This is a genomic window from Alteromonas pelagimontana, from assembly GCF_002499975.2.
Classification (GTDB): domain Bacteria; phylum Pseudomonadota; class Gammaproteobacteria; order Enterobacterales; family Alteromonadaceae; genus Alteromonas; species Alteromonas pelagimontana.
Genome location: NZ_CP052766.1, coordinates 2,925,401 through 2,950,534 on the forward strand (window position 1 = coordinate 2,925,401; position 25,134 = coordinate 2,950,534).

Genomic DNA, 25,134 nt, shown 5'->3' on the forward strand with positions numbered 1-25,134 from the left:
TGCCGTCGTAGCGCTAAGAGCGTAATCGCGAAGCAAACGTCTTTTTAAATTTGGCCAGTTTTGGGGCAACCACCATTGCGCAATACTGGTTCTGTGGATTATTTTTAAAGTAATCCTGATGATAATCCTCGGCTGGAAAATAGTGATTCAGTTCGGTAACTTCTGTAACCACTGGATCCGGCCAGATGGCTTCATCAGTAATCTCTTTAATTATGGCTTCCGCTTCCCGTTTTTGCTCGTCGTTGTGATAAAACACCACGCTTCGATACTGCGTCCCTACATCGTTACCCTGCCGGTTTAACTGAGTAGGGTTATGTAAGGCGAAAAATATTTCCAGAATTTCGCGGAAGCTGATGATATCCGCATCAAATTCTACTCTCACGATTTCTGCGTGACCGGTGTTACCGCCACATACCTGCTCATAGCTCGGCGAATCAACAGTACCACCAGCGTAGCCGGATATAGCCTTTTCTACGCCTTCCACGCTGTTGAAAGCTGATTCAATGCACCAGAAGCAGCCACCACCCAGCGTTGCAGATTGTACGTTTGCCATAATTTCACCTTGTTTGTTGTAATGCAAAGAGAGTGGGTATCGACTGCGCTAACTTCAAGGCTCTCACTGACAATATTTCGTTTGTTGCAGCTATTCTGTGTAAGAAAAGCCCAACGCCGTTTTGCTACCATCTGAGAACTGGCGATAGCGATGTTTGCGCACTGTATCAACCAAATGTTCAATCGGAAATCGTATTTTACCCCTAGTTATACGGCTGCAAAGCTTATTCAGTTACTGGCAGAGCTTAAACCGTAATTTCTTTTGTGACCGGATGGGCAAGTCGGTGAATCGGTGACACGCCGGAAATACACAGGCATGCGTTCAATTTCAAGACATTTCTTAACACTGCTGTTACCATGCTGAACAAAGACAGGTGAACGCCAAAGGTTAGTAAAACAATGATAACTGGCGTGATTTTTCAGTAAATAACAATAAGTTTATAAGAGGAAGCTGAATATGAGCGAGACCAGAGAACAGTTCGGATCGCGCATTGGTTTTATTCTAGCCGCGGCGGGTTCGGCTGTAGGAATTGGCAATCTGGTGGGTTTTCCTGTCGGAGCTGCAAAAAACGGTGGTGGAGCATTTCTGCTGATGTACGCTGTGTTTGTTTTTGCCATTTGCTTACCGGTTATGCTGGCAGAAATGTCCGTCGGGCGCCACACTAAAAAAGATCCGCTCGGCGCGTATCGGATGTTAGGCGGTAACTCGCCGCACTGGAAGCTCGCTGGCTGGCTCTCTATCATTACCCCTTTTATGATTGCGGTGTTCTACCTGGTAATTACAGTATGGATATTCGGCTATTTGTTTGAAGTGGTGACCGGCAATCTGGAAGCGCTGGCGGATCCGGATACCTTTAGTACTTTCATTAACAGCCCTAATATTTTTATCTACATGGCGTTAGTGGTCGGGATTGTTTATCTGATATTGCAGGGCGGAGTGAAAGACGGTATCGAAAAAGCGGCGAAACTGCTGATGCCTTCACTGTTTGTGATGCTGTTATTGTTGGTAATTTTTGTGCTTACCCAAGATAACGCCATGGCTGGGGTGAGGTTCTATCTGATCCCTGATTTCTCAAAAATTAACGCCTCTGTGGTGAACGGAGCTTTGTCCCAGGCGTTTTTCTCGTTGTCTCTGGGAATGGGGATAATGATCACTTATGGCAGTTATATCGATAATCAAGCTGACGTGCCTAACTCAGCAAAGCTTGTGGCCATAACGGATACTGCAGTGGCGTTCGTTGCCGGATTAATGATACTTCCTGCTATTTTTTCATTTAACCCGAATACAAATCCAGCAGATTTAAGTGAATCATCTATAGGAATGATTTTTACTTTTCTTCCCAAAATATTTCTGGCCTTACAATCAAGTATCGGTTTTGTGGGCGCGTCAGCTGTGGCTGGCATTTTCTTTCTATTAGTATTTTTTGCTGCAATTACGTCTCTAGTCTCCATTTTTGAAGTACCAGTTGCAGCATTAATGGACGAAAAAGGCGTAAGCCGGAAAAAGGCACTTTTACTTCTGGGATTGTTGATGGTCGTACTTGCGTCTATTTGTGCTATTTCATTTGGATTCAGTGACTTTTTTACCTCATTTACCAGTTATGCAGGCTCTTCTAAATCGTTCTTTGATGTAGTATATGACGTGTTCTATGACACTATTTTGCCGCTGAACGGTTTTTTGATTTGTATTTTTGTTATATATCGCTGGAGACGAGCCAACTTTAACAGGGCACTGGATGAAGGTGCGCCTAATTACAAAGGCAGCTTGTTTGAGCGGTACGTCAATTTGTCAGTGGGTACATTTATTCCATTAATTCTTCTGGTGATATTTGTAAACACTGTGGCATTGAAATATTTTGGTATCAGCCTTTTCGGCTAACATCAGACTTATATCATGTCGTAAGGGCTGGCGTATCGTAGCGTCAGCCCTAGTTGTTGCCAGCTTCTGGACGCATCAATAATCTTACCAGACACCGGTATCTCCTGATACGCATTGAATTGCGGTACTGCAAGTCCCTTTGTGTGTGCGCAAAATGAATAATAGTCGCCCCGCTTCGGATGTTGATTACTACACAAATGCAACGTTTGCCCGCGTCCTCCTTGTTTTTTAAGTGCAAGAATAGCGGCAACCGCATCATCAACATGTACCAGATTGACAGCCTTTTCGCCCTTTTCCAGCAAACGTCCGGCAAGAGAATGAACCGGGTGGCGATCGGGCCCCACCAGACCCGCTAAGCGCAAAATAGTAAAGCGACCATCACTGTTGCTACTAAGGTGTTGCTCAATAGCCACATGCGCTTTGGCGGAAGCTGTTTGTGGCGAAACAGGCGTATCTTCCTTAAACATTCCATCATCTTCACCGTATACCGAAGTAGTGCTGATAAAGATAATATGTTTAGCGCCTGAGGAAACAAATTTGTCAATGAGTTTGGTCATCTGGCTGATAAACACTGCTCCGACCGGTTCTTTGCGGCCAGGCGGAATATTAAGTACCACGGTGGAGGATGTACCGGCAGAGACGAGCGCTTCGACGTTGTCACCTAACGAAAACAGAAAAGGAGTGACTCCAAGCGCTTGTAAAGCCGGAAAATTTTCTTCTGAGCGGGTGGTGCCGATAACGTCCATGGTAGCGTGAGCGCGGGTGGCAAGATATTTACCGAGCCATCCGCATCCACAAATTGTAAGTCCAGCAGTCATAGATTAATCACCGATACAGCGTAAACAAGCTTTTATGCTAACACGGCTTTAATTACCCTCTGCCTACATTTGCATGTTATCGCGGTTAATTTCCAGCAGGTTCAGGCCCTCAAGACCAGAAATATTTTGGCGCATCCGGTTTTCAGCATGATCTGCTTTCGATAACGCTTCGCATAGCGCATCGGCTTTGACTTCCAAAGCTTCTGCCTGGCCTTCAACACGCTCTTCGATACTTTCACCAAACTTTTCCATTCTTTCCTCAAAGGCTGACATATCCCCGCCATCCCAGATCATTTCGGTTCCAATGGCAATCAGTAACTTACCCATTGACTGGCTCATCATTTTTTCCATCTGGCTTTCGAAGCGATCTTCCCAGGCGCTGTCAAACCAGCCGTCATCGCTAAACTGTGAGGAATCAACCCTGATATTGCCGTTTTCATCATAAAAATGAGACTGCATTTCGGCGGACATTGAGTCGAAAGTCTGTTGAAATTCCATAACCATTTCATCATCATGACCCAGCAATTCCCCAAAGACTTCCCCCACCGCAACACTAGCTAATTCCAATCCTTCTTTGGCTATATTTAACGTCATAGGAATTGAGGTATCTATGTGCCGATAATAGTCCTCTACCCACTGTTGTTGCTCATCATCCAGAGACACTGCCGAACCGTTTATCGCCAACTCGTGATTTGGCTTAATGGTCATGGTGCTGCCGTTTTCTAACTTTACCGTAAGAAGCCCTTTGTAATATTGCATGTCGCCGTGAAGATCAATCTCACAGTCTGAGTCAATGTTGACATCGGCGTAAGCAGAGGAGACAAACAGTGCGCTTCCTATAGCGGCAGTGATCAGAGTTAACTTTTTCATTGTTATTCCTTGCAGTAAGTATTGTTTTCATATTTTTTTGTGGCGATATAACACTCTGAGCAAAGGGCAGGCCATTAGTTTTAACCTTTTTATTATCAAAGCCTTGTGTGAGTTTTTCAGTTGAGTTTCCGAAAATGAGTAACATGAGCTTGGCGTAAAAGACAAAAATTTCGTTTAAATGACGAAGATCAACAACGGTAATTTAATTTAAGATTCGGCGTATGCTTTTTCCACACTTTGTTGCATAATAACGGCCTATTTATGTGCTCCTTTCATCAGGCTTGTGAATGGCCTTATCAGGCCGGGACGTGCAAGAAAGCTAAGCACAATGCATAATATAAGTTACGCATTCTGATGCTTAATGAATTGGTATAAGGGTTGTGATTATGAATGAGTGGATCAGTGCTATTGGTTTTGGAATAGGGCTTCTGGCGTTTGTCCTTGGAGTAACCAGTATCATTATGAGCTTTATGACGAGTGAAAAGGGAATGTCAGAAAAAGTTGAGTACAGCTTTTTCGGTGTGGCTGGTATCGTTATCTGTATGGTAATGGGATACGCCCTGTCGTAAACGAACTTATCGAATAATAAAAAAGGCGCTGAGCGCCTTTTTTATTGCTTCTCTGGAGAGCGAGGCTGTTCGTCTGACGGTGTGGAAGCCGGTTGCTCTGGCGGCAGCTTTACGGCATCTGAGAAGAACAGATGGCTGTCGCGTTGGTAAGCGCGGAGATCAAACTTCGGTAACATCGCCAGAATATGATCAAAAATGTCGGCCTGAACAGCTTCGTACTTAGTCCATTCTTTTTCGGCACAAAAACAATACACTTCCAGAGGCAGTCCCAATTCAGTTGGAGGCAGTTGCCGTACCATTAAGGTAAGTGACTGGTTTATGTGAGCGTGCTTTTGCAGGTACGCTTGTAAATACGCCCGAAATGTACCGATATTGGTAAGATTGCGGCTATTTAACAAATCAGTTTCATCAATAGAATAGTCTTTATGATAAGCCCGCAATTCATTCACTTTCTTATCAATGTAATCCGAAATAAATCGGATACGTGAAAATCGTTCCAACATGGGCGGGCTACATAACTTGATGGAATGGATATCAAGATAAATCGCACGCTTTATTCTGCGCCCACCGGATTCTTGCATTCCACGCCAGTTCTTCACCGCTTCATTGGTCAGGGAATAGCTGGGGATAGTGGAAATGGTTTTGTCCCAGTTCTGCACCTTCACGTTGGTCAAACCTATTTCCATAATCTCACCATCCACTTCAAATTTGGTAATTTGAATCCAGTCACCGGTATTGAACATGCGGTTGGCAGCAATCTGAATTCCCGCGACAAAACCCAAAATAGTATCGCGAAATATCAGCAGTAACACCGCAGCTAATGCTGTTAATCCGGAGACTATCAGCAAGGGGCTTTTACCGATAATTAAGGAAATGCTCAGCAGCATAACCAGAATGGCAACACCCAGTTTAGCGACTTGTATAAAACCGGTGATGGAAGCGCGCTTGGCAAAATAAGATGCGTTGTAAATGTCCTGCACTGTGTTCAGCAGCGCAAAAACCGCTAGCAGCGCTGTGAACAGCATGTATAGCATGGACGTTTTTAGCAAAAAACCGTGCAGGGTGCTGTCTGCGTTAATTAATATCGAGGTAACCAGAAAAATGAACAACGCCGGTATCAGATGGATAAGTCGTTTAAAGAAACCGTGGGCGAGCAAGGCATCATCCCATACATTGCGCGTTTTTTTCACCCACCGGGTAATCTGAAACTGAAGTATCAAACGGCTGATAAACAACAGCGTAAGAGCCGCGACAAAAATGGCTCCCACTGCAATGAGATTATAAAGAGGATCTTCTGTGGTAATAGACGGAAATACTTCTTTAATAGTCTGCACAAAAGTTTCACGTAACGAAGAAACTACTTTCACGTTTTTTGCTCCATCCATTGGGCGATCCGTGCATCTTTTGCCGCCCACAAGCCATTTAGCCAAGTATGAAACTGTCCGCGAAACTGCTCATCAATATAATAGTCGCCACGAGACTCCGCCGGCACATCTAATACATTAACGTCCATCACAACCCGCGAGAGCTGCCCACTTAGCATGGATAACATGGGATGCCGCTGGTTATCGGGGTAGAGCAACGATATATCCAAAATATTGGTAAAAAGCTCGCCCATCGTTGCTAAGGTGAAGGCAATACCGCCAGCCTTCGGTGGCAGCAGATGCTTGTACTGACTACCTCTCACTTTATGTTTAACTGCCGTATAACGCGTGCCTTCCACAAAATTTATAACCGTTGTCGGGGTAAGTTTAAATTTTTGGCAAAAGCGTTTGGTGGTTTGTATATCCATACCCTTTTTGTGAGGGAATTTTTCCAAATATTCGCGGGAGTAGCGGCGCATAAACGGCATGTCCAGCGCCCACGCACCTAATCCTACAAACGGTAACCAGATGAGTTCCTGTTTCAGAAAAAACTTTGGCACCGGAATGCGCTCGGCTGCAAAATCGATAAGCAAAATAATATCCAGATAACTCATGTGATTAGCGAGTATCAAATACCAGCTTTTTTTTGATAGAGCTCCCTGTACTCGAAATTCAAACTGCACAGAATTAAAACAGCGAATGAGCAATACGCTCGTCTTGCCGAAACAAAACATGAAAAAATGCATGGCACTAGCTAACCGCTGCTGCAGAATGGGGAATGGTAGCAGCAGTTTCGCTACGCCGAAGATAATAACCAGGCTCGCCCACACCGCCAGATTCGCTATTTGCAAGGGGGTATGGATGAGAAATATCAGCGGGAAGAAAAACTGTCTCATAATGGCGCTTGTGTTGAATTCATACTGGATAGCTGGTTGTCTTTTTGCGCCCAGCGCTGGTTGAGCCACTGCTGGAATTTCTCGCGTTGTTCCGGGTCTAAAAGTTCGCCCTCGTGAAAACAACCTGCCTGCATAATATCTTTAATGGGCGTGACTGCCACGTGTACACGAATGTCACTGACTTTGCCACAAACAAAGTCCCAGAAAGAAGGCACACCACCGGGATAGTCAATTGTGACATCTACAAGTTTATGTAACTGATTTCCCATAGCACTGAGTACAAAAGCCATTCCCCCCGCGCGCGGTTTAAGTAGATGGGTAAAGGGAGAACCTTGCTTCTCGTGTTTCTTATAGGTGAAGCGGGTACCTTCAATAAAATTCATAATACTTACAGGCTTGTACTTGAACTTTTCACAGGCCTGACGGGTTGTTTCCATATCTTTGCCCAGCAAATGCGGGTTCTTCGCGAGAAACGCTTTGCTGTACCGGCGCATGAACGGAAAATCCAGTGCCCACCACGCAAGCCCAAGAACCGGAACCCAAATTAGTTCTTGTTTAAGAAAAAACTTCAAGAACGGAATTTTGCGGTTGAAAACCCGTTGCAGCACCAAGATATCTACCCACGACTGGTGGTTGGCGATAACCAGATACCAATCCTTAGGGCTGAGTGACTCTACTCCTGAGACTTGCCAGCGCGTATTGCTGGTCAGTCGCTGGGTTACGTTGTTCAGGGTAATCCAGGCAGTGGCGCAGTTGTCCAGCAAGTGGGAAATAAAGCGGCGCCAGTGCATAATTGGAATAAGCTTAAACAGTGACAGCAAAATAATGGGCGTGGCCCAGAACACCGTGTTCAAAAAGTATAGGAGGAACGCCAATGTGCCTCGTAAATGATATCCCACGTTCTTTAGCATGGTATTTACCTCTGAAATTTGGCCGTTAGTGTAAACGAACTTGAAATAAAATCCGATAGAACGTTTACTGTAAGCAGTAAACAAAACCCAAAAACCTGGAGAAAAATAAAAGATGAACGGACAACCAATTACATGTAAAGCGGCAGTCGCATGGGGACCAGGTAAACCGCTTTCTATTGAAGAAATTGAAGTGGCCGCGCCCAAAGCAGGCGAAGTCAGAGTTAAAGTAATTGCTTCTGGCGTCTGCCACACCGATGCTTTTACGTTGTCGGGAGACGACCCGGAAGGCGTATTCCCCAGTATCCTTGGTCATGAAGGCGGCGGAATCGTTGAATCCGTAGGTGAAGGCGTGACCACGGTGAAACCCGGAGACCACGTAATTCCGTTGTATACGCCAGAATGCGGAGAGTGCAAATTTTGTAAATCCGGCAAAACCAATCTGTGTGGCAAAATTCGTGCTACTCAGGGGAAAGGATTAATGCCCGACGGCACCAGCCGTTTCAGCAAAAATGGCGAGACGATTTATCACTATATGGGCACATCGACGTTTTCTGAGTATACCGTGCTACCTGAAATCTCGCTGGCAAAAGTGAATCCAAAGGCGTCGCTTGAAGAAGTTTGCCTGCTCGGATGTGGCGTCACCACCGGGATTGGCGCGGTGCTGAATACTGCAAAAGTGGAAGAAGGCGCTACGGTGGCAATATTTGGTTTGGGGGGCATCGGCCTGTCAGCCATTATTGGCGCAGCAATGGCAAAGGCCAGCAGGATTATCGGCATTGATATAAACGAAGACAAATTTGAGTTGGCCAAGCAGCTTGGCGCGACAGATGTCATTAATCCGAAAAAGTATGATAAGCCGATTCAGGAAGTGATAGTAGAGTTAACTGATGGCGGTGTGGATTATTCGTTTGAGTGCATCGGCAATGTGGATGTAATGCGCTCTGCACTGGAATGCTGCCACAAGGGCTGGGGGGAATCCGTTATTATTGGCGTGGCAGGCGCGGGTAAAGAGATTTCCACCAGACCTTTTCAATTAGTAACAGGACGCGTCTGGCGCGGCTCGGCTTTTGGCGGTGTGAAAGGGCGTTCAGAGCTTCCGGGCATTGTTGAACAGTATCTCAATGGCGAAATTCCATTAAAGACCTTTATTACTCACACCATGGGCCTGGAAGATATCAATGAGGCTTTCGATTTAATGCATGAAGGAAAGAGCATTCGTAGTGTTATTCACTTCGATGGGGCAGCGAAATAATGGAATTAATAAGTGAAAACCGCGCTTTTGGCGGTAGGCATTGTCGCTATACCCACGCTTCAGCGGTTAATAACTGTGACATGACCTTTGCCGTTTTTTTGCCGCCTTTTGCTTCAAAAGATAATCCGGTGCCGGTGCTTTACTGGCTTTCGGGTTTAACCTGCACTGACGAAAACTTCATGCAAAAAGCGGGGGCAATGAAAATGGCTGCTGAACTGGGAATGGCCATTGTTGCGCCTGATACCAGCCCCAGAGGTGATGATGTTGCCGATTCGCAAGGAGAATACGATTTGGGTAAAGGTGCTGGCTTTTACGTCAATGCTACCGAATCACCCTGGAAGCAGCATTATCAAATGTACAGCTATATTACCGAAGAACTTCCCGAGTTGGTGGAGGCTAATCTGCCGGTAACGCGGGAGCGAGCCATCAGCGGTCATTCAATGGGCGGGCATGGTGCGTTAGTGATAGGTTTGCGTAATCCACAACAGTATGTATCGGTGTCAGCTTTTAGTCCGATTTCGCATCCTTTAGATTGCCCGTGGGGCCATAAGGCGTTAGGAGCCTATTTAGGTGATAACCGCACCGCATGGGAAGAATATGATGCGTCGCTATTATTGGCGCAGCGCCAACATTATATCCCGTTGCTGGTAGAGCAGGGCCGGGCGGATCAATTTCTGACAGAGCAGCTCAAACCGGAGTCACTCATTAACGCAGCGCAGAAAAGTGAAACGCAACTTACGCTTAATATGCATGAAGGATACGATCACAGTTACTTCTTTATCGCTTCTTTCATTGATGAGCATTTGCAGTTCCACGCGGGTCATCTCGGTCTGATGTAGCCGTAACTGCAGTTGGAATTCAGGTTATAAACGAATGGATTCCAACTGCACTGTACTCTGAACTAATCAATTTGACTCCATCTGCAGGCTAAGCAAATTGCTTTTAATCTTTCGAAGTTTGAAGCGATAAGACGACATAACTCAGACTTACCCACTCTTCTTGCCACAAATTTATTACCTTATTAATTGGTCTTGCGAACGTCATAAAGTGGCGCATATTCATCTTTGTTAAAGAGGCAATAGAATAGCTTTCAGGTAAATCTGCAGCTTCCATAAACGCTTCTACCATTTCCGGCTTTTCATCTATCACGGTTTGAACCTGGGGCGTTGTTATAATAAGAAAAGCCTGCAAGGCTACGTTCTGACGAGCAATGCCAAGACGATGGGATATGACGCCATTGATAAGGCCTAACGCGAGTAATCCAAAAATGTTTGGTAACGATCCTATTGCACTCAATGTCGGATAAACGCTTAACTTCATCGCGTAAAGATCGTCAAAATGTAGCCATGTATAAAAAGCCATCATGCCTAATACGATTGCGCTGGCGAGGAGCGTATATCTCAGGCGCTCGTTTAATCTATCCCGTTGCGCAATTGCTTTTTCCATCGCGGTCATGACTTTTTATACCCCCTTACTTACCTGTTGCTGAACAAACGATAATATTCTGATACGAGACAAGAGCAGATAGGCTTACCTGGAACATCCGAAAAGTCTTAGTAACAGATTGTGTGGTACTAAGTAGCTGTTCGTAAGTGTGCTCACATGAAAAGGCAAAACGAGGATACTATTGAGAACTGTCTGCAGCGCTGTGCAGCAGGCGCTGTGCAAGCAGCATGAATGCTGCGGCTGAGCGCCCAAGGAAGGTTTTACAGCGCGTTCTGAGTGGTGTCCTCGTTATGATTCACACCTCGGACAGTTGTTAAGAGGTTACACTTTTCTGGTTTAAAAGAGGCGCAAGCTGATTTATTTACAGACGCTGTTACTCTTTCAGAGGAAGAATTTCAGTGACGTCTTTTGTAGAATAGGGGCGCTGCGCATTAAGGGCTTGGCCACTGGCGACCCGTTCATAAAGTTGCGAATACTTCCTGCACATTACATCAGCATTAAACTCTTCCCTGGCGAGCTCATGACAGGCTTTGCGGTCAAAGCTCTCATAGCGCCTGACTGCATCTTCTAATTCACCGTAACTTGCGGAGAGAAATCCTACTTTTTCACTTTTAACTAGTTCGGGTAGTGAGCCGTACGGGGAAGCAAATACGGGGCACCCTAAAAACAAGCTTTCTGTAATAGCCAAGCCGAAAGGCTCCTCCCACCTGACGGGAAAAATTAACCCTCTGGAATTTTTTATCAGGTGATTCTTGTTTTCGCCTCCCACCATCCCGTGAAAGCGTACGTGTTTGTCAAAACTAAAATAGGAGTTGCGGCCAAAATTGAACCTGCTTCCGCCTAAAACCCTAAGCTTATTACCCGTGTTTTTTGCAATGTTTATCGCACCAGGAAGATTCTTCGTGAGCGCCCTTGCTTTTCCCAGGAAATGGAAGTGCGAGTTGTTCATGTTTAGATTGGGTGAACCATATTCGCTCCATTCTAAACCGTTATAAACAAAGCATGTGGCGTTGTGATTTTGCGCATGCTTTTGAGATACAAATACGGTATTGATATTGTAGTCTCTCGCTATTCCAGCGTTGCCATGTTCGGTGCAGAGATAGGGAACTGCTAACTCTTCGTCAAAAGGCCAGTGAAAGTGTACAATGTCGGGCCAGTCAGTAATTTGTTCCTGAACCGGCTTGTTGCGGTCATATTTTAGAGTCGAGTTAGCTAACTCCCCAGCATTACGCGCTAAAAACTTTACCGTGTGACCAGCACGCATTTGTGCTTGTGCCAACGACCAGATTACTCGCTCAGTTCCGCCATATTTTTTAGCAGGTAAAGCGAGTCGAGTAGCATAAGCGTGGAGAATTTTCATAAGCTTTCTAATGGTTATCAGCCGCTGTACCAACAATGGTGAAGGCAGCCTGAATGCGTTTAATCCGTCAAATTATCAATCAGTTCCCGAATTATCAAAGGTTTTTTGCTACTCATTTTTTCTAATTTCCATCTTAAAAATCATTGCGCCTTAAATATTTGCTTCTTCGCCGCCATAGCAATACAGAGGTGGGATCACCTTAACGCGCAATAAATAAACACTTAAAAAAATCTTTTACCAAAAATCGAGAGTACAAATAACCGAACTAACGATATGGGAGATAGATCATGCGAAAAAAGAGTGTTGTCAGCATATTAGCGGGAGTGGCATTATTCAGTCCTGCCGTGTTTGCGCAGGTAGGAGCAGAAAGCGATATATCTTTATCTGGTCACTTTTTCACAAGTGTACTAGCCGGGGTGGTTATTGCTATCGGAATCCAATTCTTGCTTAGCAACCTAGCCATTGCAATGGGCATAACGGCTATCGGTGACGTTAGGGATCGTGAAGGCAACGATCATCATCATAGTTCGGACAGCTCCAAACATTCCACTCCGGGTAGCACAAGCTCAAAAATCTTGTCAGGGTTAGGTATTTTTACGACTCTCACAATGACTATATCTCTTTTCGCGGCAACCTGGCTGGCACTGGATTTGGCTGATGGACCCAGTCCACTGAATGGCGCGGTGACAGGAATGGCTATCTGGGCACTGTTTTTTATCATTTCGTTGTATTTCGATATCAAATTAATGACCAGTATATGTGGCAGCCTTGTCTCGTTTATTCAGTCAAGCATCACGAAATCTGGTGCGGCATTATCAGGAGTTTTCAGTTCTTCAGACAAGGCAGATCCTCAGAAATTTGCCAAAGAAACCGTTAAATCCATTCATGATGAAATACGTCAGGAGTTTGACTTATCCGACATTGATAAGAAAATTAAGGAGTATATTAACAAAGGATCATCGGATTTAACGGCACATGATTTGAGAAAAGAAATCGAAAAACTTATCGATGATATTGAGATTGAGGAGCAGTACACAACAGACGACCCCGATGCAGCACGTAAGCTAATTTTGGAAGTCACCAGTAAACATTCTTCCATTAGCGACAAAGACAAGAAGAAAATTTCTGATACCTTAGGTGATGTAAAATCGGCAATGAAAAAAGACGGCTCTAACAAGGAAAAAGCGACAGCCGCGTTTGATAAACTTTCGCCTGGTAGTGAAGAAGACGGCGCAACGTATCGTAAAAAAATTACCGAATATTTGGATAGCACGGGCAGAGATGAACTGTCTTCAGAGCAAATAGAGCAAGACATTGAGAAAATACTGAGTCATCCCTCGCAGTCGAAAGATGTAATTTCTCAACGTATCCAAAAGCTTGACCGGTCTTCGATAAAAGCTGCGATAGCCGCGCATCCAGACATGGATGATAACAAAGCGGAAAAAGTACTAGGTATTGTAAATAAGGTGATGGATAAAATTTCCTCTACCACCACCGACTCCAGCGCGAATGCTAACGTCAGTCAAACGCCTAATCTTCCGGTTAAACGTAGTAATGCTGAAAACCGAGTCCAGCAGTGGTGCGATAGAATGCATCGTCCCGAGCTGAAATATCGCGACTTGAAGTCTGACTTTATGGAAATGCTGGATAATCCAAAGACTGCACCCTCTATTCTTTCCAAACGTGTTTCGCGGATGGATGAACAAACAGTGCGCGCTTTGCTGACTAACAACAGTATGGTAGACGAGTCGGACATAGACGAATATATGGCGAAATTTAATGAAGCTAAAGCAGACTTACTAGCTAAATTAGAGCATTATCAAACTGAAGCGCAAAAGCGTATTGATGCCATCAAACACAACGCTTATCGTCAGTCGGAAGCCGCTCGTCGTACTGCATCAACAGCAGCGTGGTGGTTATTCGTTAGCGCATTGTGTAGCGGTGTTGCCGCCACTGTGGCAGGTGCGCTGGCCAGCAACCTGATATAAATGTAAATAGATCCTAATGCAGGCTTCGACACAAGGAGTTGTCGAAGCCTCTTCTTTTTGAATACTTGTCATCTTGAACCAAGCGATACCCAGCGGCTTTCCTGAATTTTATTTCCTATAGCGTACTTCTCCCCGATTTTATCTACCGTACCTGTGTCGTCGTACATTCTCCATTATGGTAAAATTAGCGTTCGCTTATCCAATTGGTGGTGACAGAAGGGCATTTCTTGCCCCTATTTGCCCGAGTTTTTATTAAGCTGGAACAAAACGAGAAAAGCGCCAACCTTAAAACGCTATATTCGACAGAGAGATAACCTAGGTGTCTGATGTAAATAATTTAAACAGAACTATTGCCAATCCTGCCATCGACAGACGTTTCTCTGTGGCGCCAATGCTGGATTGGACGGACAGGCATTGCCGCTACTTTTTGCGTCTTATTTCACGTCATGCGTTGTTGTATACAGAAATGGTTACCACTGGCGCGATTATTTATGGCAAAGGTGATTACATGGCCTTTAGTCAGGAAGAACATCCGCTGGCGCTCCAATTAGGCGGAAGTAACTCTGTGGATATGGCAAGATGCGCTGAAATGGCGCAGGCGCGAGGGTATGATGAAGTCAATATTAATGTGGGCTGCCCTTCGGATCGGGTAAAAAATGGTAGTTTTGGTGCCTGTCTTATGGCGCAACCGAACGTAGTGGCAGATTGTATTAGGGCCATGCAAGCTGTTGTCGATATTCCTGTTACCGTTAAATGTCGCATTGGTATTGATGATATGGACGAGTACTCTGATTTTGCGCGGTTTATCGACACCGTTGCCAACGCCGGTTGTGATACCTTCATTGTGCATGCGAGAAAGGCGTGGCTGCAAGGTTTGAGTCCTAAAGAAAATCGCGAAGTGCCGCCTTTAAATTATCCGCGGGTGCATCAATTAAAAGGCGAACACCCAGAGCTATCCATTAGCATTAATGGCGGTGTTAAAACTCTGGAGCAGGCGAAAGAACAGCTCGCCGTTGTTGATGGGGTAATGATGGGACGAGAGGTTTACGCTAATCCTTATCTGTTGTCCAACATTGATAGTGAGCTCTTTGGCGACCATCGGTGTGTGCCTACACGCCGAGAACTTGTGGTGCAAATGCAGGCGTATATTGAACAGCAAACAGATGAGTGGTTCAAGCCCTGGCACGTCGCCCGCCATATGCTGGGCTTGTTTCAAGGACAAGCTGGTGGACGGATTTGGCGGCGTTATTTGAGTCAACAAGGGACGGGTAAAAATCCTGATCCCAATTTGCTGATGAACGCGCTGGAGCAAGTTGAAGCCGCGCAGTCTGAAATTGAAGAATATCACGCAGCAAAGCAAGCTCAGGAAGTTAGTCAAATTAGCCATAAGCAATAGTTAATTTGGCTAATTTTTATTGTTGATCCGAAAATTGTTTCTGCTGCTTTTTAAGGAACGTATTTCTTTTCTTAAAAATCAAAAAGATAGCGTTCGTTGTTGGTTTGGCATGTCTTTCGCTATTCCCTTGCTACAGTGCAGCAAACAGGTTGCCGCACAAAATCACCGTAGGGACATCCCATGAAAATCACATCTTTTATCGCAGTCAGTTTTATAACTTCAGGTCTATTTACCGTACAGGCGCAAGCTCAGGAATCTTCTTTGGAGCGGGTTCTAAGTAGCTTTGTCAAGCATGCAGTAGTTACGACAACAAACGAATTGCAGATAGATGTGAAACAGGTTGTGGCCAATACGGCGTATCGTTTTAGCTTAACGGGTGAAAGCGTAGTGGGTAAAGTTAGTGTTACTGATATTGCTAAAACTGACACTCTAAAACCAGAGACGATAAAGAATAAACAGGGGTAAGTTGGTCATCCCGCAATGATATCAACAACTGAGTTTGCTCATGATGATATTGATACCATTTGCAGCTTTTGAAGTGGGCGCGACGCTGTTTTTAGCCATACAGGTGTCGCGAATGCTTTTTTAAACAATAAGTGAAGATCTATTTGCCGAACGTTTGAAGCACGGGTGCTCCAGCAGATCCATCAGGGGCAATGTTACGGCGTTTCGCATAAGAAATTTGTGCTTGCTTCTCAAGGCTGCGAAATTTTTATTCATTCTCTTGTGCTGTATTCATATAGGGCGGCTTTTTCAGACGCCTACTGCCAGACAATTAAAGTTGAAGATTGCATCACCCTACCAGATTATGTACGCGCACGTGCTCCCTTGTACTGGACTACCTTTCACTACTGCTGCTCTGTTATTTCCTCCCAATATTTGCTTAAACATTCAAGCATTTCAAGATAGTTAACCCCAACCCAGGATAAGATAAGCCAATATTAGCTTAAGAACTATCGGCTGCTATATCTAAGATCCTGATTTTAAAGGATGCTTAAAGTATATCCGACACTTCTTATCCCCAGTCGGGGTTAATTAGATTGCAGCGAGTTCTGCTTTAAGCGCTGGGTGAGCACTCCTCAAGGCGGAAAAGTATTGTACCTGCACATCAGCAGCGAGAGTTGAAGTTTCGCATAACCCGCTTAAAAGAGAACTGCCATTTACGTGAGGGGCTGCCATTCACCGCAGAATGCCTCCTGGACCAGTTGCTCTGTACCCAGGTTTGTGGTGGTTAAAAACACTAATTTGTTTGGTTAATTTAACTAAAATATTGGAGCGAGGTAGGAAAATTGGTTTGAAGTGATAGGGGGGTTATGGGATTTATTCAATTGAATCAAAAGGTTAAATTTGTGGCACATCAATTGTAATTACTTTCTATGTAACCACATTTTAACGCCCATCATTGTTAGCGAGGAAGACACATGAGCATGTTTTCAAGAATAACCGATATTGTTCAAGCCAATATTAACGCTTTGTTAGATAAAGCAGAAGATCCCGAAAAAGTCATTCGTTTGATTGTTCAGGAAATGGAAGAAACCTTAATTGAGCTGCGTTCCGTAGCGGCGAAAAATATCGCTGAACAGAAGTATATAGATAGGCAACTGTCCGGGTACACCAAACAAGCGACGCAATGGCAAGAGAATGCAGAATTGGCAATGGGTAAAGGCAAAGAATCCCTTGCGCGAGCTGCCTTAGTCGAAAAGCAGAAATACCTGAAAAAGGCTGAAGAGCTTAACGAACAGAAGGGATCTATTGCCGAAATTATCGAAAAAATTCAGGAAGATACGGGCCGGTTAAACGCGAAGCTGAGCGAAGCTCGGGCGAAGCAAAAAGCCTTGGTTAGCCGACATCAATCAATAGGCGTGCGTCTCAAAGTCAAGAACATTGAGTATAGTGGCAAAGTTGAAGATGCGATGACCAGATTTCAGCATTATGAACAGCGTATTGATCATTTGGAAGCGCAGGTTGATGCTTATGATTTGGTATCCGATCGCAATCATGAAGCATCATCGTTAAAAGCGCAGTTCTCCGATCTACAAGCGAACGATGCCATTGAGCAGGAACTGGCTGCACTTAAAAAGAATCGCGCAGCTTAGCAGTTAATAATATTACGCCTGCCGTGGCGGGCGAATCTAAAGGGTGAAGCTATGAAATTACCAGAAAGTGATAAACGTATTTATCGTGATGTTGGTGAAGCTATGATTAGTGGAGTGTGCGCGGGAGTGGCGCGCTATCTTTCGGTAGATGCAGTATGGGTGCGGGCAGCTGCAGTTGCGGCGTTGTTTTTAATGCCAGGCATTTCTGTGGTGGCGTATATTGCAGCTGTTTTTATGTTGCCCCGGTGGTCACTATGAAAAATTTCCTGATTGCGGTGATCATTGCAGTTCTTATTGCTTCAAGCGTTGGCGCTGTCGCCGAAGATTGGTGGGGGCTCCATTGGGTAATCGCAGATGAAGTGCTAAATCCGTGGGAAGCCTTTGTCGCTTTTTCAATTGTTGCAGTTGTCTTTGTATTTGTAGGGTTTATAGTGGCGATGAGTATTGCGGGCGAAGTGGTAATAGGGGTGGTTGCCGGTGGTTTTGCCCTCTTCATTACTGGCATAATCGCGCTATGGCCTCTATTGTTATTGGTGGCGTTGGTGTATCTTATACGCCGCAAAAGTCCTTCGTACGCGACCTAAGGTCTCATTTGTGGTTCTCGCTAAACATTAACCATATCGAAAGCGTATAGTATGATGACATTTACCATCGCGTTGGTGAACCTATACCTTTAAGGAAAAAGAGCTAAGCATGAGACAGTATTTAAATGCGAAATGGGTTGGCGCTGCAATCGCTATTCTCTTTATAATTTTTTGGATAATCGGTTTTTTCTGGAGTATTGAGCCAGATACCTTTGATATTAAGCAGAACGCCAGACAAGTGGCGGCAAACCCAACCCAAACGTCCGTTCCCGGTTATACAATGACAACGACAATGATAACCGTAGCCGAAACCCTGATGAATAAGCCAGGAGGTTATTTGTCAAACGACGTGATGCCCCCCAGCATTTTTCTTGACGACATGCCAAGCTGGGAGTTTGGGGTACTGGAAACGGTACGGGACCTGGCATTGTCTATGCGAAAAGATTTTAGCCGCTCTCAGTCTCAATCTCTCGAAAATCCCTATTTAGTAAAGGCTCAGCCTAAGTTTAACATTGATAGCCGCAGCTGGCTGTTTCCTTCCGCAGAGTCTCAATATAAAGAAGGCATTGCCTTGCTTAAATCCTATCGTCGGGAATTAGCCGATCCAACAGTGGGCGACAGTCAGTTTTATACGCGGGCAGATAACCTACGCGAATGGTTAAAGCAGGTTGAGAAGCGAATGGGAAGTTTGTCCCAGCGTTTAAGCGCCAGCGTCACTTCTGACCGAACGGATACCGATTTGGCAGGTGATGCTGCGGCCCGACGTTCTACTCCCACTTCTGGACAAAAAGACGTTAAAACCAGTTGGATGGAGTTAGACAACAATTTCTATGAAGCCCGCGGTGCGACCTGGGCACTGTTGCACCTTTTGCGCGCAGCAGAAGTGGAATTTGCTGATGTTCTTGAGAAGAAAAACGCGTCGGTAAGTCTACAGCAAATTATTCGTGAGCTTGAAGCTACTCAACAACCCGTCTGGAGTCCGATGATTTTAAACGGTAGCGGCTTCGGTACTTTAGCGAACCATTCATTGGTGATGGCAAATTATATTTCCCGCGCTAATGCTGCTCTAATTGAATTGTCTGAACTTCTTAATCAAGGATAAACTATGAAAAAATGCGTCATAGCCGCAGCTCTTCTCAGCGCTTTCTCTGCAATGCCAGCTATGGCAGACACTATTGCTGGTGTCTATGTGGGTGCACAAGGTTGGCGAACCAGTACTTCCGGTGGGTTTGCCGATGATAATACTGTTGCTGATTTTAATTTCGACGATAAAACTCAGGGCGCTTACTACATTGCTTTGGAGCATCCGATTCCGTTTGTCCCTAACCTGAAGTTGGGCCGGACAGGATTGGATACATCTGGCGCAACGACGCTTGATAGCAGTTTTACTTTCGAGGGAGATTTGTATACTGCCGCCAGCACAGTGGCAACCCAGGTGAATTTGGATGCCACCGATATCATCCTCTACTACGAAATATTCGATAATGACTTAGTTAGCCTTGATTTAGGCATAAACGGCAAGTATATCGATGGTTCGCTGTCTGTTGCCGATGAAGCCAGCGATACCCGCGGAACAGCTGATTTTTCGGGTATTGTACCTATGGCTTATAGCCGCGTGCAGTTTGGTTTACCATTTACCGGCCTGGGTGCTTATGCAGAAGGTAGCTACCTTTCTTTTGATGACCATAAAATCAGTGATTATCAAATTGCTCTGACTTATTCTTTTATTGAAAGTCTGGCGGTGGATATGACGGTACAACTGGGTTATCGCAACGTCGATATCGATATTGATGATCTTGATGATGTCTACGCTGATATGTCTTATGACGGCGGTTTTATCGGCGTAGAAGTGCACTTCTAGCATAAAATGATATGGCCTAAGCACTTTAGGTAATAAAAAAGTTAGAATTAATCTTTTCTCTTCTGCAAAAAACTCGTTAGCCTTACGTTATCTAATTAAGGCTATCGAGTTATGTCACAACAACCAAAATCAAATGCAGCGCCAGGCGCCGTGCTCAACGATCAGCAATGGAACGCCATTACACAGGCAATCCACGGTCTTAATCGTGATCAGCTTACGTGGGTTAGCGGCTATCTTGCAGGTGTTGCTGCAGGACAAGCAGGCGGTATGCCAGTGGCTGCGAGCAGTCAGGGCGGTAACGATACCGCCAGTACGCCAACGCTGACGATTCTTTACGGCTCTCAGACAGGTAACGCAAAGGGAGTTGCTCAGCAGTTCCAGGCACAGGTAGAAGCTGCGGGCTATACCAGTAAACTTGTTAATATGGCCGATTACAAACCCCGGCAATTAAAAAGTGAGTCTCATATAGTTATTTTTGTCAGTACTCACGGTGAAGGCGATGCCCCTGACGATGCAATTGAATTGCATGAATTTGTCAGCGGTAAAAAGGCGCCTAAACTAGGTACGCTTAAATATGCAGTATTGGGGCTGGGGGATAGCAGTTATGAATTCTTCTGTCAGACCGGCAAAGACTTCGACAGCCGCCTCAGCGCGCTAGGGGCTTCTGCTTTGCTCCCGCGCGAAGATTGCGATGTGGATTATGAAGAGCAAGCAAAAAGCTGGGGAGCAAAAGTTATTGATGCATTGAAAGGTGATTTCAATGTTGCTCCCGCCTCGCAAACGGTAGCTGTACAAACAGGCTCGGCGGCGCAAGCTGTTGCCTCGCATACTTACAGCAAAAAAGCACCGTTTGCAGCCACGTTGATTGAATCTCAGAAAATCACCGGCCGGGATTCGGTAAAAGATATTCGACATATTGAAATCAGCCTTGAAGATGCTGGCATTACTTATCAACCCGGTGATGCACTGGGCGTGTGGTTTAAAAATAATACAGCATTAGTGGCTGAGCTGCTGTCGCTGGTTGAGGTGAATGGCGATGAAAGCGTTACTGTTGCCGGTGAGACAATGGCTGTCGCTGATGCGCTGGCCACTAAGCTTGAACTTACGCTGAGCTATCCCAATTTTATTAAAGCGTATCAGGAAGCCACTGCGTCTTCTTCGTTAGCAGAACTAATGGAAGATAAGGCGACCTTACGTACCTATATGGCGGAGCGTCAGATCATCGATATCGTACGAGATCACCCAAGCAAGATTGCCGCGCAAACATTGGTTGACGCATTACGGCCGCTGACGCCCCGGCTATATTCCATTGCGTCCAGTCAGGCTGAAGTCGAAGACGAAGTCCATTTAACCATCGCCCACGTGGATTACGAAGCGTTTGGTCACCGTCACCAAGGCGGCGCTTCAGGTTATCTCTGTGATCATCTGGAAGAGGGCGGTGAGGTCGAAGTCTTTGTAGAATCCAATGATAACTTCCGGTTACCAGAAAACCCTGATGTTCCCATTATTATGGTAGGGCCAGGCACGGGTGTTGCGCCATTTCGCGCCTTTATGCAGGAACGGGACGCGCAGGGCGCCTCAGGAAAAAACTGGTTGTTCTTTGGCAATCCTCATTTTACACAAGACTTTCTCTATCAGGTGGAATGGCAGGCGTATTATAAAACACGGTTATTAACTGATATTACCTTGGCATTTTCTCGTGATCAGGCAGAAAAAGTATATGTTCAGCATAAGCTTATTGAACATGGTAAGGCGGTGTACGATTGGCTGGAAGAGGGGGCCCACTTTTACGTATGTGGCGATGCAATGCATATGGCGAAAGATGTTGAAGCAGCCTTAATAGCAATTATCCAGAAGCATGGTGCTAAATCTGAAGCTGAAGCCAAAGCTTATGTGGTGGCCTTACGCAAAGCCAAACGTTATCAGAAGGATGTCTACTAATGAGTAACGAAAAATCTCCATTTATCGTTGAGGGCAAACTGTCTGACAACGAGCGTCTTAAAGGCGACAGCCGCCATTTGCGCGGTTCCATTGATCTTGATCTAAAAGACGAGCTCACCGGTGGTTTTACCGCTGATAATTTTCAGTTGATTCGCTTTCACGGCATGTATCAGCAAGATGATCGCGATATTCGCGCCGAAAGAGCCAAGCAAAAGCTTGAACCGCTGCATAACGTCATGTTACGTGCGCGGCTACCGGGTGGCATCATCACTCCGGCTCAATGGCAGATTATTGATAAATTTGCTGATGACTACAGCATTTACGGCAGTATTCGCCTGACTACGCGGCAAACTTTTCAGTTTCATGGAGTCCTGAAGCCGAATATTAAACTTATGCATCAGACGCTGAATAAGGCGGGGCTGGATTCCATTGCGACGGCGGGTGATGTAAATCGAAATGTGCTGTGTACGTCTAATCCTGTGGAGTCCCAGTTGCATGTTGAAGCTTACAAGTGGGCGAAGAAAATTAGTGAACACTTGCTGCCAAAAACTCGCGCTTATGCTGAAATTTGGTTAGACGGTGAAAAAGTTGAAACCACTGATAACGTGGAGCCCATTCTTGGCGATCATTATCTACCGCGTAAGTTTAAGACGACGGTAGTTATTCCGCCGCAAAATGATGTGGATGTCCACGCCAACGATCTAAATTTTGTGGCCATTGCTGAACAAGGCAAGTTAGTCGGATTTAATGTTCTGGTCGGCGGCGGGCTGGCTATGACTCACGGCGATCATTCAACTTACCCGCGCAAGGCAGACGATTTTGGTTTTATCTCAATTGAACATACCCTGGCAGTGGCTGAAGCGGTAGTTACTACACAGCGCGATTGGGGGAATCGGGTCAATCGTAAAAATGCGAAAACCAAATATACCCTGGAACGTGTGGGCGTAGATAATTTTAAAGCTGAAGTAGAAAAACGGGCGGGTATTACGTTTGGAAAAAGTCGCCCTTATACGTTTACCGGACGTGGGGACCGTTTTGGATGGGCCGAAGGGATTGACGGTAAATTCCATCTTACCCTGTTTATCGAAAATGGCCGAATTTTAGATTATCCACAGAAGACGTTAAAAACAGGCTGTCTTGAAATTGCTAAAGTTCATCAAGGCGATTTCCGTATAACGGCAAACCAGAATTTAATCGTGGCTGGTGTGCCGGCGGACCAGAAAGAGATAATTGAAAATCTGGCGCGTAAACACGGCTTAATTCAGCCAGAGGTATCCCAGCAGCGACTGGACTCAATGGCATGTGTGTCGTTGCCCACCTGCCCACTCGCAATGGCAGAAGCAGAACGTTATTTACCTGGCGCTGTAACTCAAATAGAAGATATTTTAGCCAAGCATGATGTAGCGTCAGACAGTATCATTTTTCGCGTTACCGGCTGTCCGAACGGATGCGGCCGCGCCATGCTCGCCGAGGTAGGTTTGGTGGGTAAAGGCCCAGGTAAATATAACCTGCATCTGGGGGGCGATCGGGAAGGTACACGTATTCCTCGTATGTATCGTGAAAATATCGGTGAACAAGAAATTTTGAACGAACTGGATGCATTGATTGGGCGCTGGGCGACAGAACGAGAACTCAATGAAGCATTTGGAGATTTCGTTATCCGTGCTGGAATTATTAAGCCAGTCGTCAATTCAGCAAGAGATTTCTATGACTAACACAGCGTTAGACCTTAATGCACCTTTGTCGCTAGACATTAACTCGGCCGACTTGGGCGCAATCAATGCCCAGCTTGAGAAGCTTGATGCTCAGGCACGAGTGGCTTGGGCGATGGAAAATCTCCCCGGCAATCACATAGTCTCTTCCAGTTTTGGAGCGCAGTCGGCGGTAATGTTGCATTTGCTCACTCAGGTTAAAGCAGATATTCCGGTGGTGCTGACAGACACCGGCTATCTTTTTCCTGAAACGTATCGGTTCGTGGATGAATTGACGGAAAAGCTTAATTTAAATTTACATGTTTACCAGGCGCCTATGACGGCCGCATGGCAGGAAGCGAGGTTTGGCCGCTTATGGGAACAAGGGCTGGATGGCCTGGAAAAGTACAACCGAATGAACAAGGTTGAGCCTATGCAGCGTGCTCTCAATGAGTTGGAAACCGGAACATGGTTTGCAGGATTACGACGTAGCCAGTCTGATTCGCGCGAGAAGTTGCCCGTACTGCAAAAGGTAAAGAAGCAGTTTAAGTTTTACCCCATTATCGACATGAGTAATAAGGATTTACATTATTATCTGAAAGATAATGGCCTGCCATACCACCCACTGTGGGAAGAAGGTTATGTGTCTATTGGCGATTGGCATACTACGCAATCGTTACAGGAAGGTATGAACGAGCAAGACACCCGCTTCTTTGGTCTTAAACGTGAGTGCGGCTTGCATGAGTTTGGAGATGGTATTTAATCTACCGTAAACGCCGCTGTTAGCAGATGTTTAATGGCGGCAAGATAGTGCTGATTATCATGACGATTAATCAGTTTAAAGAGTTCGGCTCCTACAGCGGTAAATTTGTAATAAACCAGCGCCACCCCTGGCTTATTGGCAGTAAGAGAAAACGTTTCATTGGTGCAACGCCATTGTACTTTTGTCCCCGGTGCCAATTCACCACTTTCAATTTCGCTGGCAAATATCAGCTTCATATCAGTAAGCGCCAGCAGATCGGGATAAGACAATCCGTAAGCAGAAAGATTGAGATGTTCTGGCGGACCAGGCCGAAACAGTGACATCAGACCCTTACGTTGATGATAACCCACAATTATTCTCGGTGTGGTATCGCCGCTGCGCCGGCTCGCGAGAGCGGCTGCCCGACTAAATATTTTGGCGTCTCGTTGGGTTAGCACTTTCAATGTTTCTAAGCTTCGTAAAGAAAAACTTCCCGGCTTATTAACTTCAACAGCAAAAATCTTTCCCCAAAGCTCTTGCATGGCAGGGGAGTGAATGTTCTCTGCAAGTTGGCTAAAGGCAAAAAACCAGTCTGGATCGACTTGTTCCTGATTTCCTTCCGGCAACGTGACATTAAGCGCCACTTCTAACACGGCTTGCAAATTGTTGACCTTTTGTAACGCCAACATTTCTTTGCGCCTGTCTAACGCGTTGCGACGGCTTTTGGCGTCGTGCAGTGGCATATTCTGACGAATCCCCACCCGCGCAAAAAGCGACTTCATCCGCTGGTGGTTAGCCGTGGTCGAAATAACGGCTAGCTGTTCTTTAGGCGGTTGCGCATCTTCTTTTTTGTTAGCTTTGGCAGGTTTTATCTGCTGGATCGGAGAACTTTGGGTATCGGTAGAGATCTTCATCTAG

The 25,134-nt window shown here is 45.5% G+C and carries 24 protein-coding genes; 15 read left to right on the forward strand and 9 right to left on the reverse strand.

From position 1 onward, the window contains the following. Window positions 1-13: 13 nt before the first annotated feature. A complete protein-coding gene (gene msrA / locus CA267_RS12860) occupies window positions 14-553 on the reverse strand; it encodes a peptide-methionine (S)-S-oxide reductase MsrA (protein ID WP_075610424.1) in 540 nt (179 codons plus the stop codon). 456 nt (window positions 554-1,009) lie between these two features. On the opposite strand from msrA, the gene CA267_RS12865 reads away from it, so the two are divergent. Continuing rightward, complete coding sequence (locus CA267_RS12865; protein ID WP_075610425.1) at window positions 1,010-2,431, forward strand: sodium-dependent transporter; 1,422 nt, start codon at window positions 1,010-1,012, stop codon at window positions 2,429-2,431. Between the two features lie 8 nt (window positions 2,432-2,439). Here the strand turns inward: CA267_RS12865 and CA267_RS12870 are convergent, their stop codons facing one another. Next, complete coding sequence (locus CA267_RS12870; RefSeq protein WP_075610426.1) at window positions 2,440-3,249, reverse strand: NAD-dependent epimerase/dehydratase family protein; 810 nt, start codon at window positions 3,247-3,249, stop codon at window positions 2,440-2,442. Window positions 3,250-3,312: 63 nt separating this feature from the next. Then, complete coding sequence (locus tag CA267_RS12875) at window positions 3,313-4,119, reverse strand: DUF2884 family protein (RefSeq protein WP_075610427.1); 807 nt, start codon at window positions 4,117-4,119, stop codon at window positions 3,313-3,315. A gap of 386 nt (window positions 4,120-4,505) precedes the next feature. On the opposite strand from CA267_RS12875, the gene CA267_RS12880 reads away from it, so the two are divergent. Continuing rightward, the gene (locus CA267_RS12880; protein ID WP_075610428.1) at window positions 4,506-4,688 is read left to right on the forward strand and encodes a hypothetical protein; all 183 of its coding nucleotides are present in this window, start codon (window positions 4,506-4,508) and stop codon (window positions 4,686-4,688) included. 41 nt (window positions 4,689-4,729) lie between these two features. On the opposite strand, the gene CA267_RS12885 is transcribed toward CA267_RS12880, so the two are convergent. From CA267_RS12885 to CA267_RS12895, 3 genes are read right to left on the reverse strand one after another with little or no spacing between them, the layout of a single operon-like run. Next, window positions 4,730-6,055 carry a mechanosensitive ion channel family protein gene (locus tag CA267_RS12885; RefSeq protein ID WP_083638582.1) on the reverse strand — a complete coding sequence of 442 codons (1,326 nt, stop codon included), beginning with the start codon at window positions 6,053-6,055 and terminating at the stop codon, window positions 4,730-4,732. Further along, window positions 6,052-6,951 (reverse strand): acyltransferase, encoded by a 900-nt coding sequence (locus CA267_RS12890; RefSeq protein WP_408609420.1) that lies wholly within the window; start codon window positions 6,949-6,951, stop codon window positions 6,052-6,054. Before CA267_RS12890 ends, CA267_RS12885 begins: the two co-directional genes overlap by 4 nt. Then, on the reverse strand, window positions 6,945-7,859 hold the full coding sequence (locus tag CA267_RS12895) for an acyltransferase (RefSeq protein WP_075610461.1): 915 nt from the start codon (window positions 7,857-7,859) through the stop codon (window positions 6,945-6,947). The genes CA267_RS12890 and CA267_RS12895 overlap by 7 nt, the downstream gene beginning before the upstream one ends. Window positions 7,860-7,971: 112 nt before the next feature. Here CA267_RS12895 and CA267_RS12900 point away from each other — a divergent pair, with 112 nt between their 5' ends. Both CA267_RS12900 and fghA read left to right on the forward strand, forming a co-directional pair. Beyond that, on the forward strand, window positions 7,972-9,111 hold the full coding sequence (locus tag CA267_RS12900) for an S-(hydroxymethyl)glutathione dehydrogenase/class III alcohol dehydrogenase (RefSeq protein WP_075610430.1): 1,140 nt from the start codon (window positions 7,972-7,974) through the stop codon (window positions 9,109-9,111). Further along, window positions 9,111-9,950 carry an S-formylglutathione hydrolase gene (gene fghA, locus CA267_RS12905; protein ID WP_075610431.1) on the forward strand — a complete coding sequence of 280 codons (840 nt, stop codon included), beginning with the start codon at window positions 9,111-9,113 and terminating at the stop codon, window positions 9,948-9,950. The genes CA267_RS12900 and fghA overlap by 1 nt, the downstream gene beginning before the upstream one ends. 103 nt (window positions 9,951-10,053) lie before the next feature. Here fghA and CA267_RS12910 read toward each other — a convergent pair whose 3' ends face one another. Both CA267_RS12910 and CA267_RS12915 read right to left on the reverse strand, forming a co-directional pair. Continuing rightward, complete coding sequence (locus CA267_RS12910) at window positions 10,054-10,566, reverse strand: hypothetical protein (RefSeq protein ID WP_075610432.1); 513 nt, start codon at window positions 10,564-10,566, stop codon at window positions 10,054-10,056. A gap of 364 nt (window positions 10,567-10,930) precedes the next feature. Beyond that, a complete protein-coding gene (locus CA267_RS12915; RefSeq protein ID WP_075610433.1) occupies window positions 10,931-11,917 on the reverse strand; it encodes a glycosyltransferase in 987 nt (328 codons plus the stop codon). A 287-nt stretch (window positions 11,918-12,204) separates the two neighbouring features. Here CA267_RS12915 and CA267_RS12920 point away from each other — a divergent pair, with 287 nt between their 5' ends. From CA267_RS12920 to CA267_RS12970, 11 genes are all read left to right on the forward strand, one after another. After that, complete coding sequence (locus tag CA267_RS12920) at window positions 12,205-13,905, forward strand: hypothetical protein (RefSeq protein ID WP_075610434.1); 1,701 nt, start codon at window positions 12,205-12,207, stop codon at window positions 13,903-13,905. A 319-nt stretch (window positions 13,906-14,224) separates the two neighbouring features. Beyond that, window positions 14,225-15,301: a tRNA dihydrouridine(20/20a) synthase DusA gene (gene dusA / locus CA267_RS12925; protein WP_408609394.1), complete on the forward strand. Its 1,077-nt coding sequence runs from the start codon at window positions 14,225-14,227 to the stop codon at window positions 15,299-15,301. A gap of 180 nt (window positions 15,302-15,481) precedes the next feature. Beyond that, a complete protein-coding gene (locus CA267_RS12930) occupies window positions 15,482-15,766 on the forward strand; it encodes a hypothetical protein (RefSeq protein ID WP_075610435.1) in 285 nt (94 codons plus the stop codon). Between the two features lie 956 nt (window positions 15,767-16,722). Beyond that, window positions 16,723-17,397 carry a phage shock protein PspA gene (pspA, locus tag CA267_RS12935; RefSeq protein WP_075610436.1) on the forward strand — a complete coding sequence of 225 codons (675 nt, stop codon included), beginning with the start codon at window positions 16,723-16,725 and terminating at the stop codon, window positions 17,395-17,397. 51 nt (window positions 17,398-17,448) lie between these two features. Further along, window positions 17,449-17,655, forward strand: a complete 207-nt coding sequence (locus CA267_RS12940; protein WP_075610437.1) for a PspC domain-containing protein — start codon at window positions 17,449-17,451, stop codon at window positions 17,653-17,655. Continuing rightward, entirely contained in the window at window positions 17,652-17,981 is a 330-nt protein-coding gene (locus tag CA267_RS12945) for a hypothetical protein (protein ID WP_075610438.1), read from the forward strand. Before CA267_RS12940 ends, CA267_RS12945 begins: the two co-directional genes overlap by 4 nt. Before the next feature lie 109 nt (window positions 17,982-18,090). Next, complete coding sequence (locus CA267_RS12950; protein WP_075610439.1) at window positions 18,091-19,083, forward strand: DUF2333 family protein; 993 nt, start codon at window positions 18,091-18,093, stop codon at window positions 19,081-19,083. A 3-nt stretch (window positions 19,084-19,086) separates the two neighbouring features. Next, window positions 19,087-19,842, forward strand: a complete 756-nt coding sequence (locus tag CA267_RS12955; RefSeq protein ID WP_075610440.1) for a TIGR04219 family outer membrane beta-barrel protein — start codon at window positions 19,087-19,089, stop codon at window positions 19,840-19,842. Between the two features lie 111 nt (window positions 19,843-19,953). Further along, window positions 19,954-21,783: an assimilatory sulfite reductase (NADPH) flavoprotein subunit gene (locus tag CA267_RS12960; RefSeq protein ID WP_075610441.1), complete on the forward strand. Its 1,830-nt coding sequence runs from the start codon at window positions 19,954-19,956 to the stop codon at window positions 21,781-21,783. Next, window positions 21,783-23,498: an assimilatory sulfite reductase (NADPH) hemoprotein subunit gene (cysI, locus tag CA267_RS12965; protein ID WP_075610442.1), complete on the forward strand. Its 1,716-nt coding sequence runs from the start codon at window positions 21,783-21,785 to the stop codon at window positions 23,496-23,498. Before CA267_RS12960 ends, cysI begins: the two co-directional genes overlap by 1 nt. Beyond that, a complete protein-coding gene (locus tag CA267_RS12970; RefSeq protein WP_075610443.1) occupies window positions 23,491-24,237 on the forward strand; it encodes a phosphoadenylyl-sulfate reductase in 747 nt (248 codons plus the stop codon). Before cysI ends, CA267_RS12970 begins: the two co-directional genes overlap by 8 nt. Here the strand turns inward: CA267_RS12970 and CA267_RS12975 are convergent. Further along, window positions 24,234-25,130, reverse strand: coding sequence for a TIGR03899 family protein (locus CA267_RS12975; RefSeq protein WP_083638578.1), 897 nt, complete (start codon window positions 25,128-25,130; stop codon window positions 24,234-24,236). The genes CA267_RS12970 and CA267_RS12975 overlap by 4 nt on opposite strands. Between the last annotated feature and the right edge of the window lie 4 nt (window positions 25,131-25,134).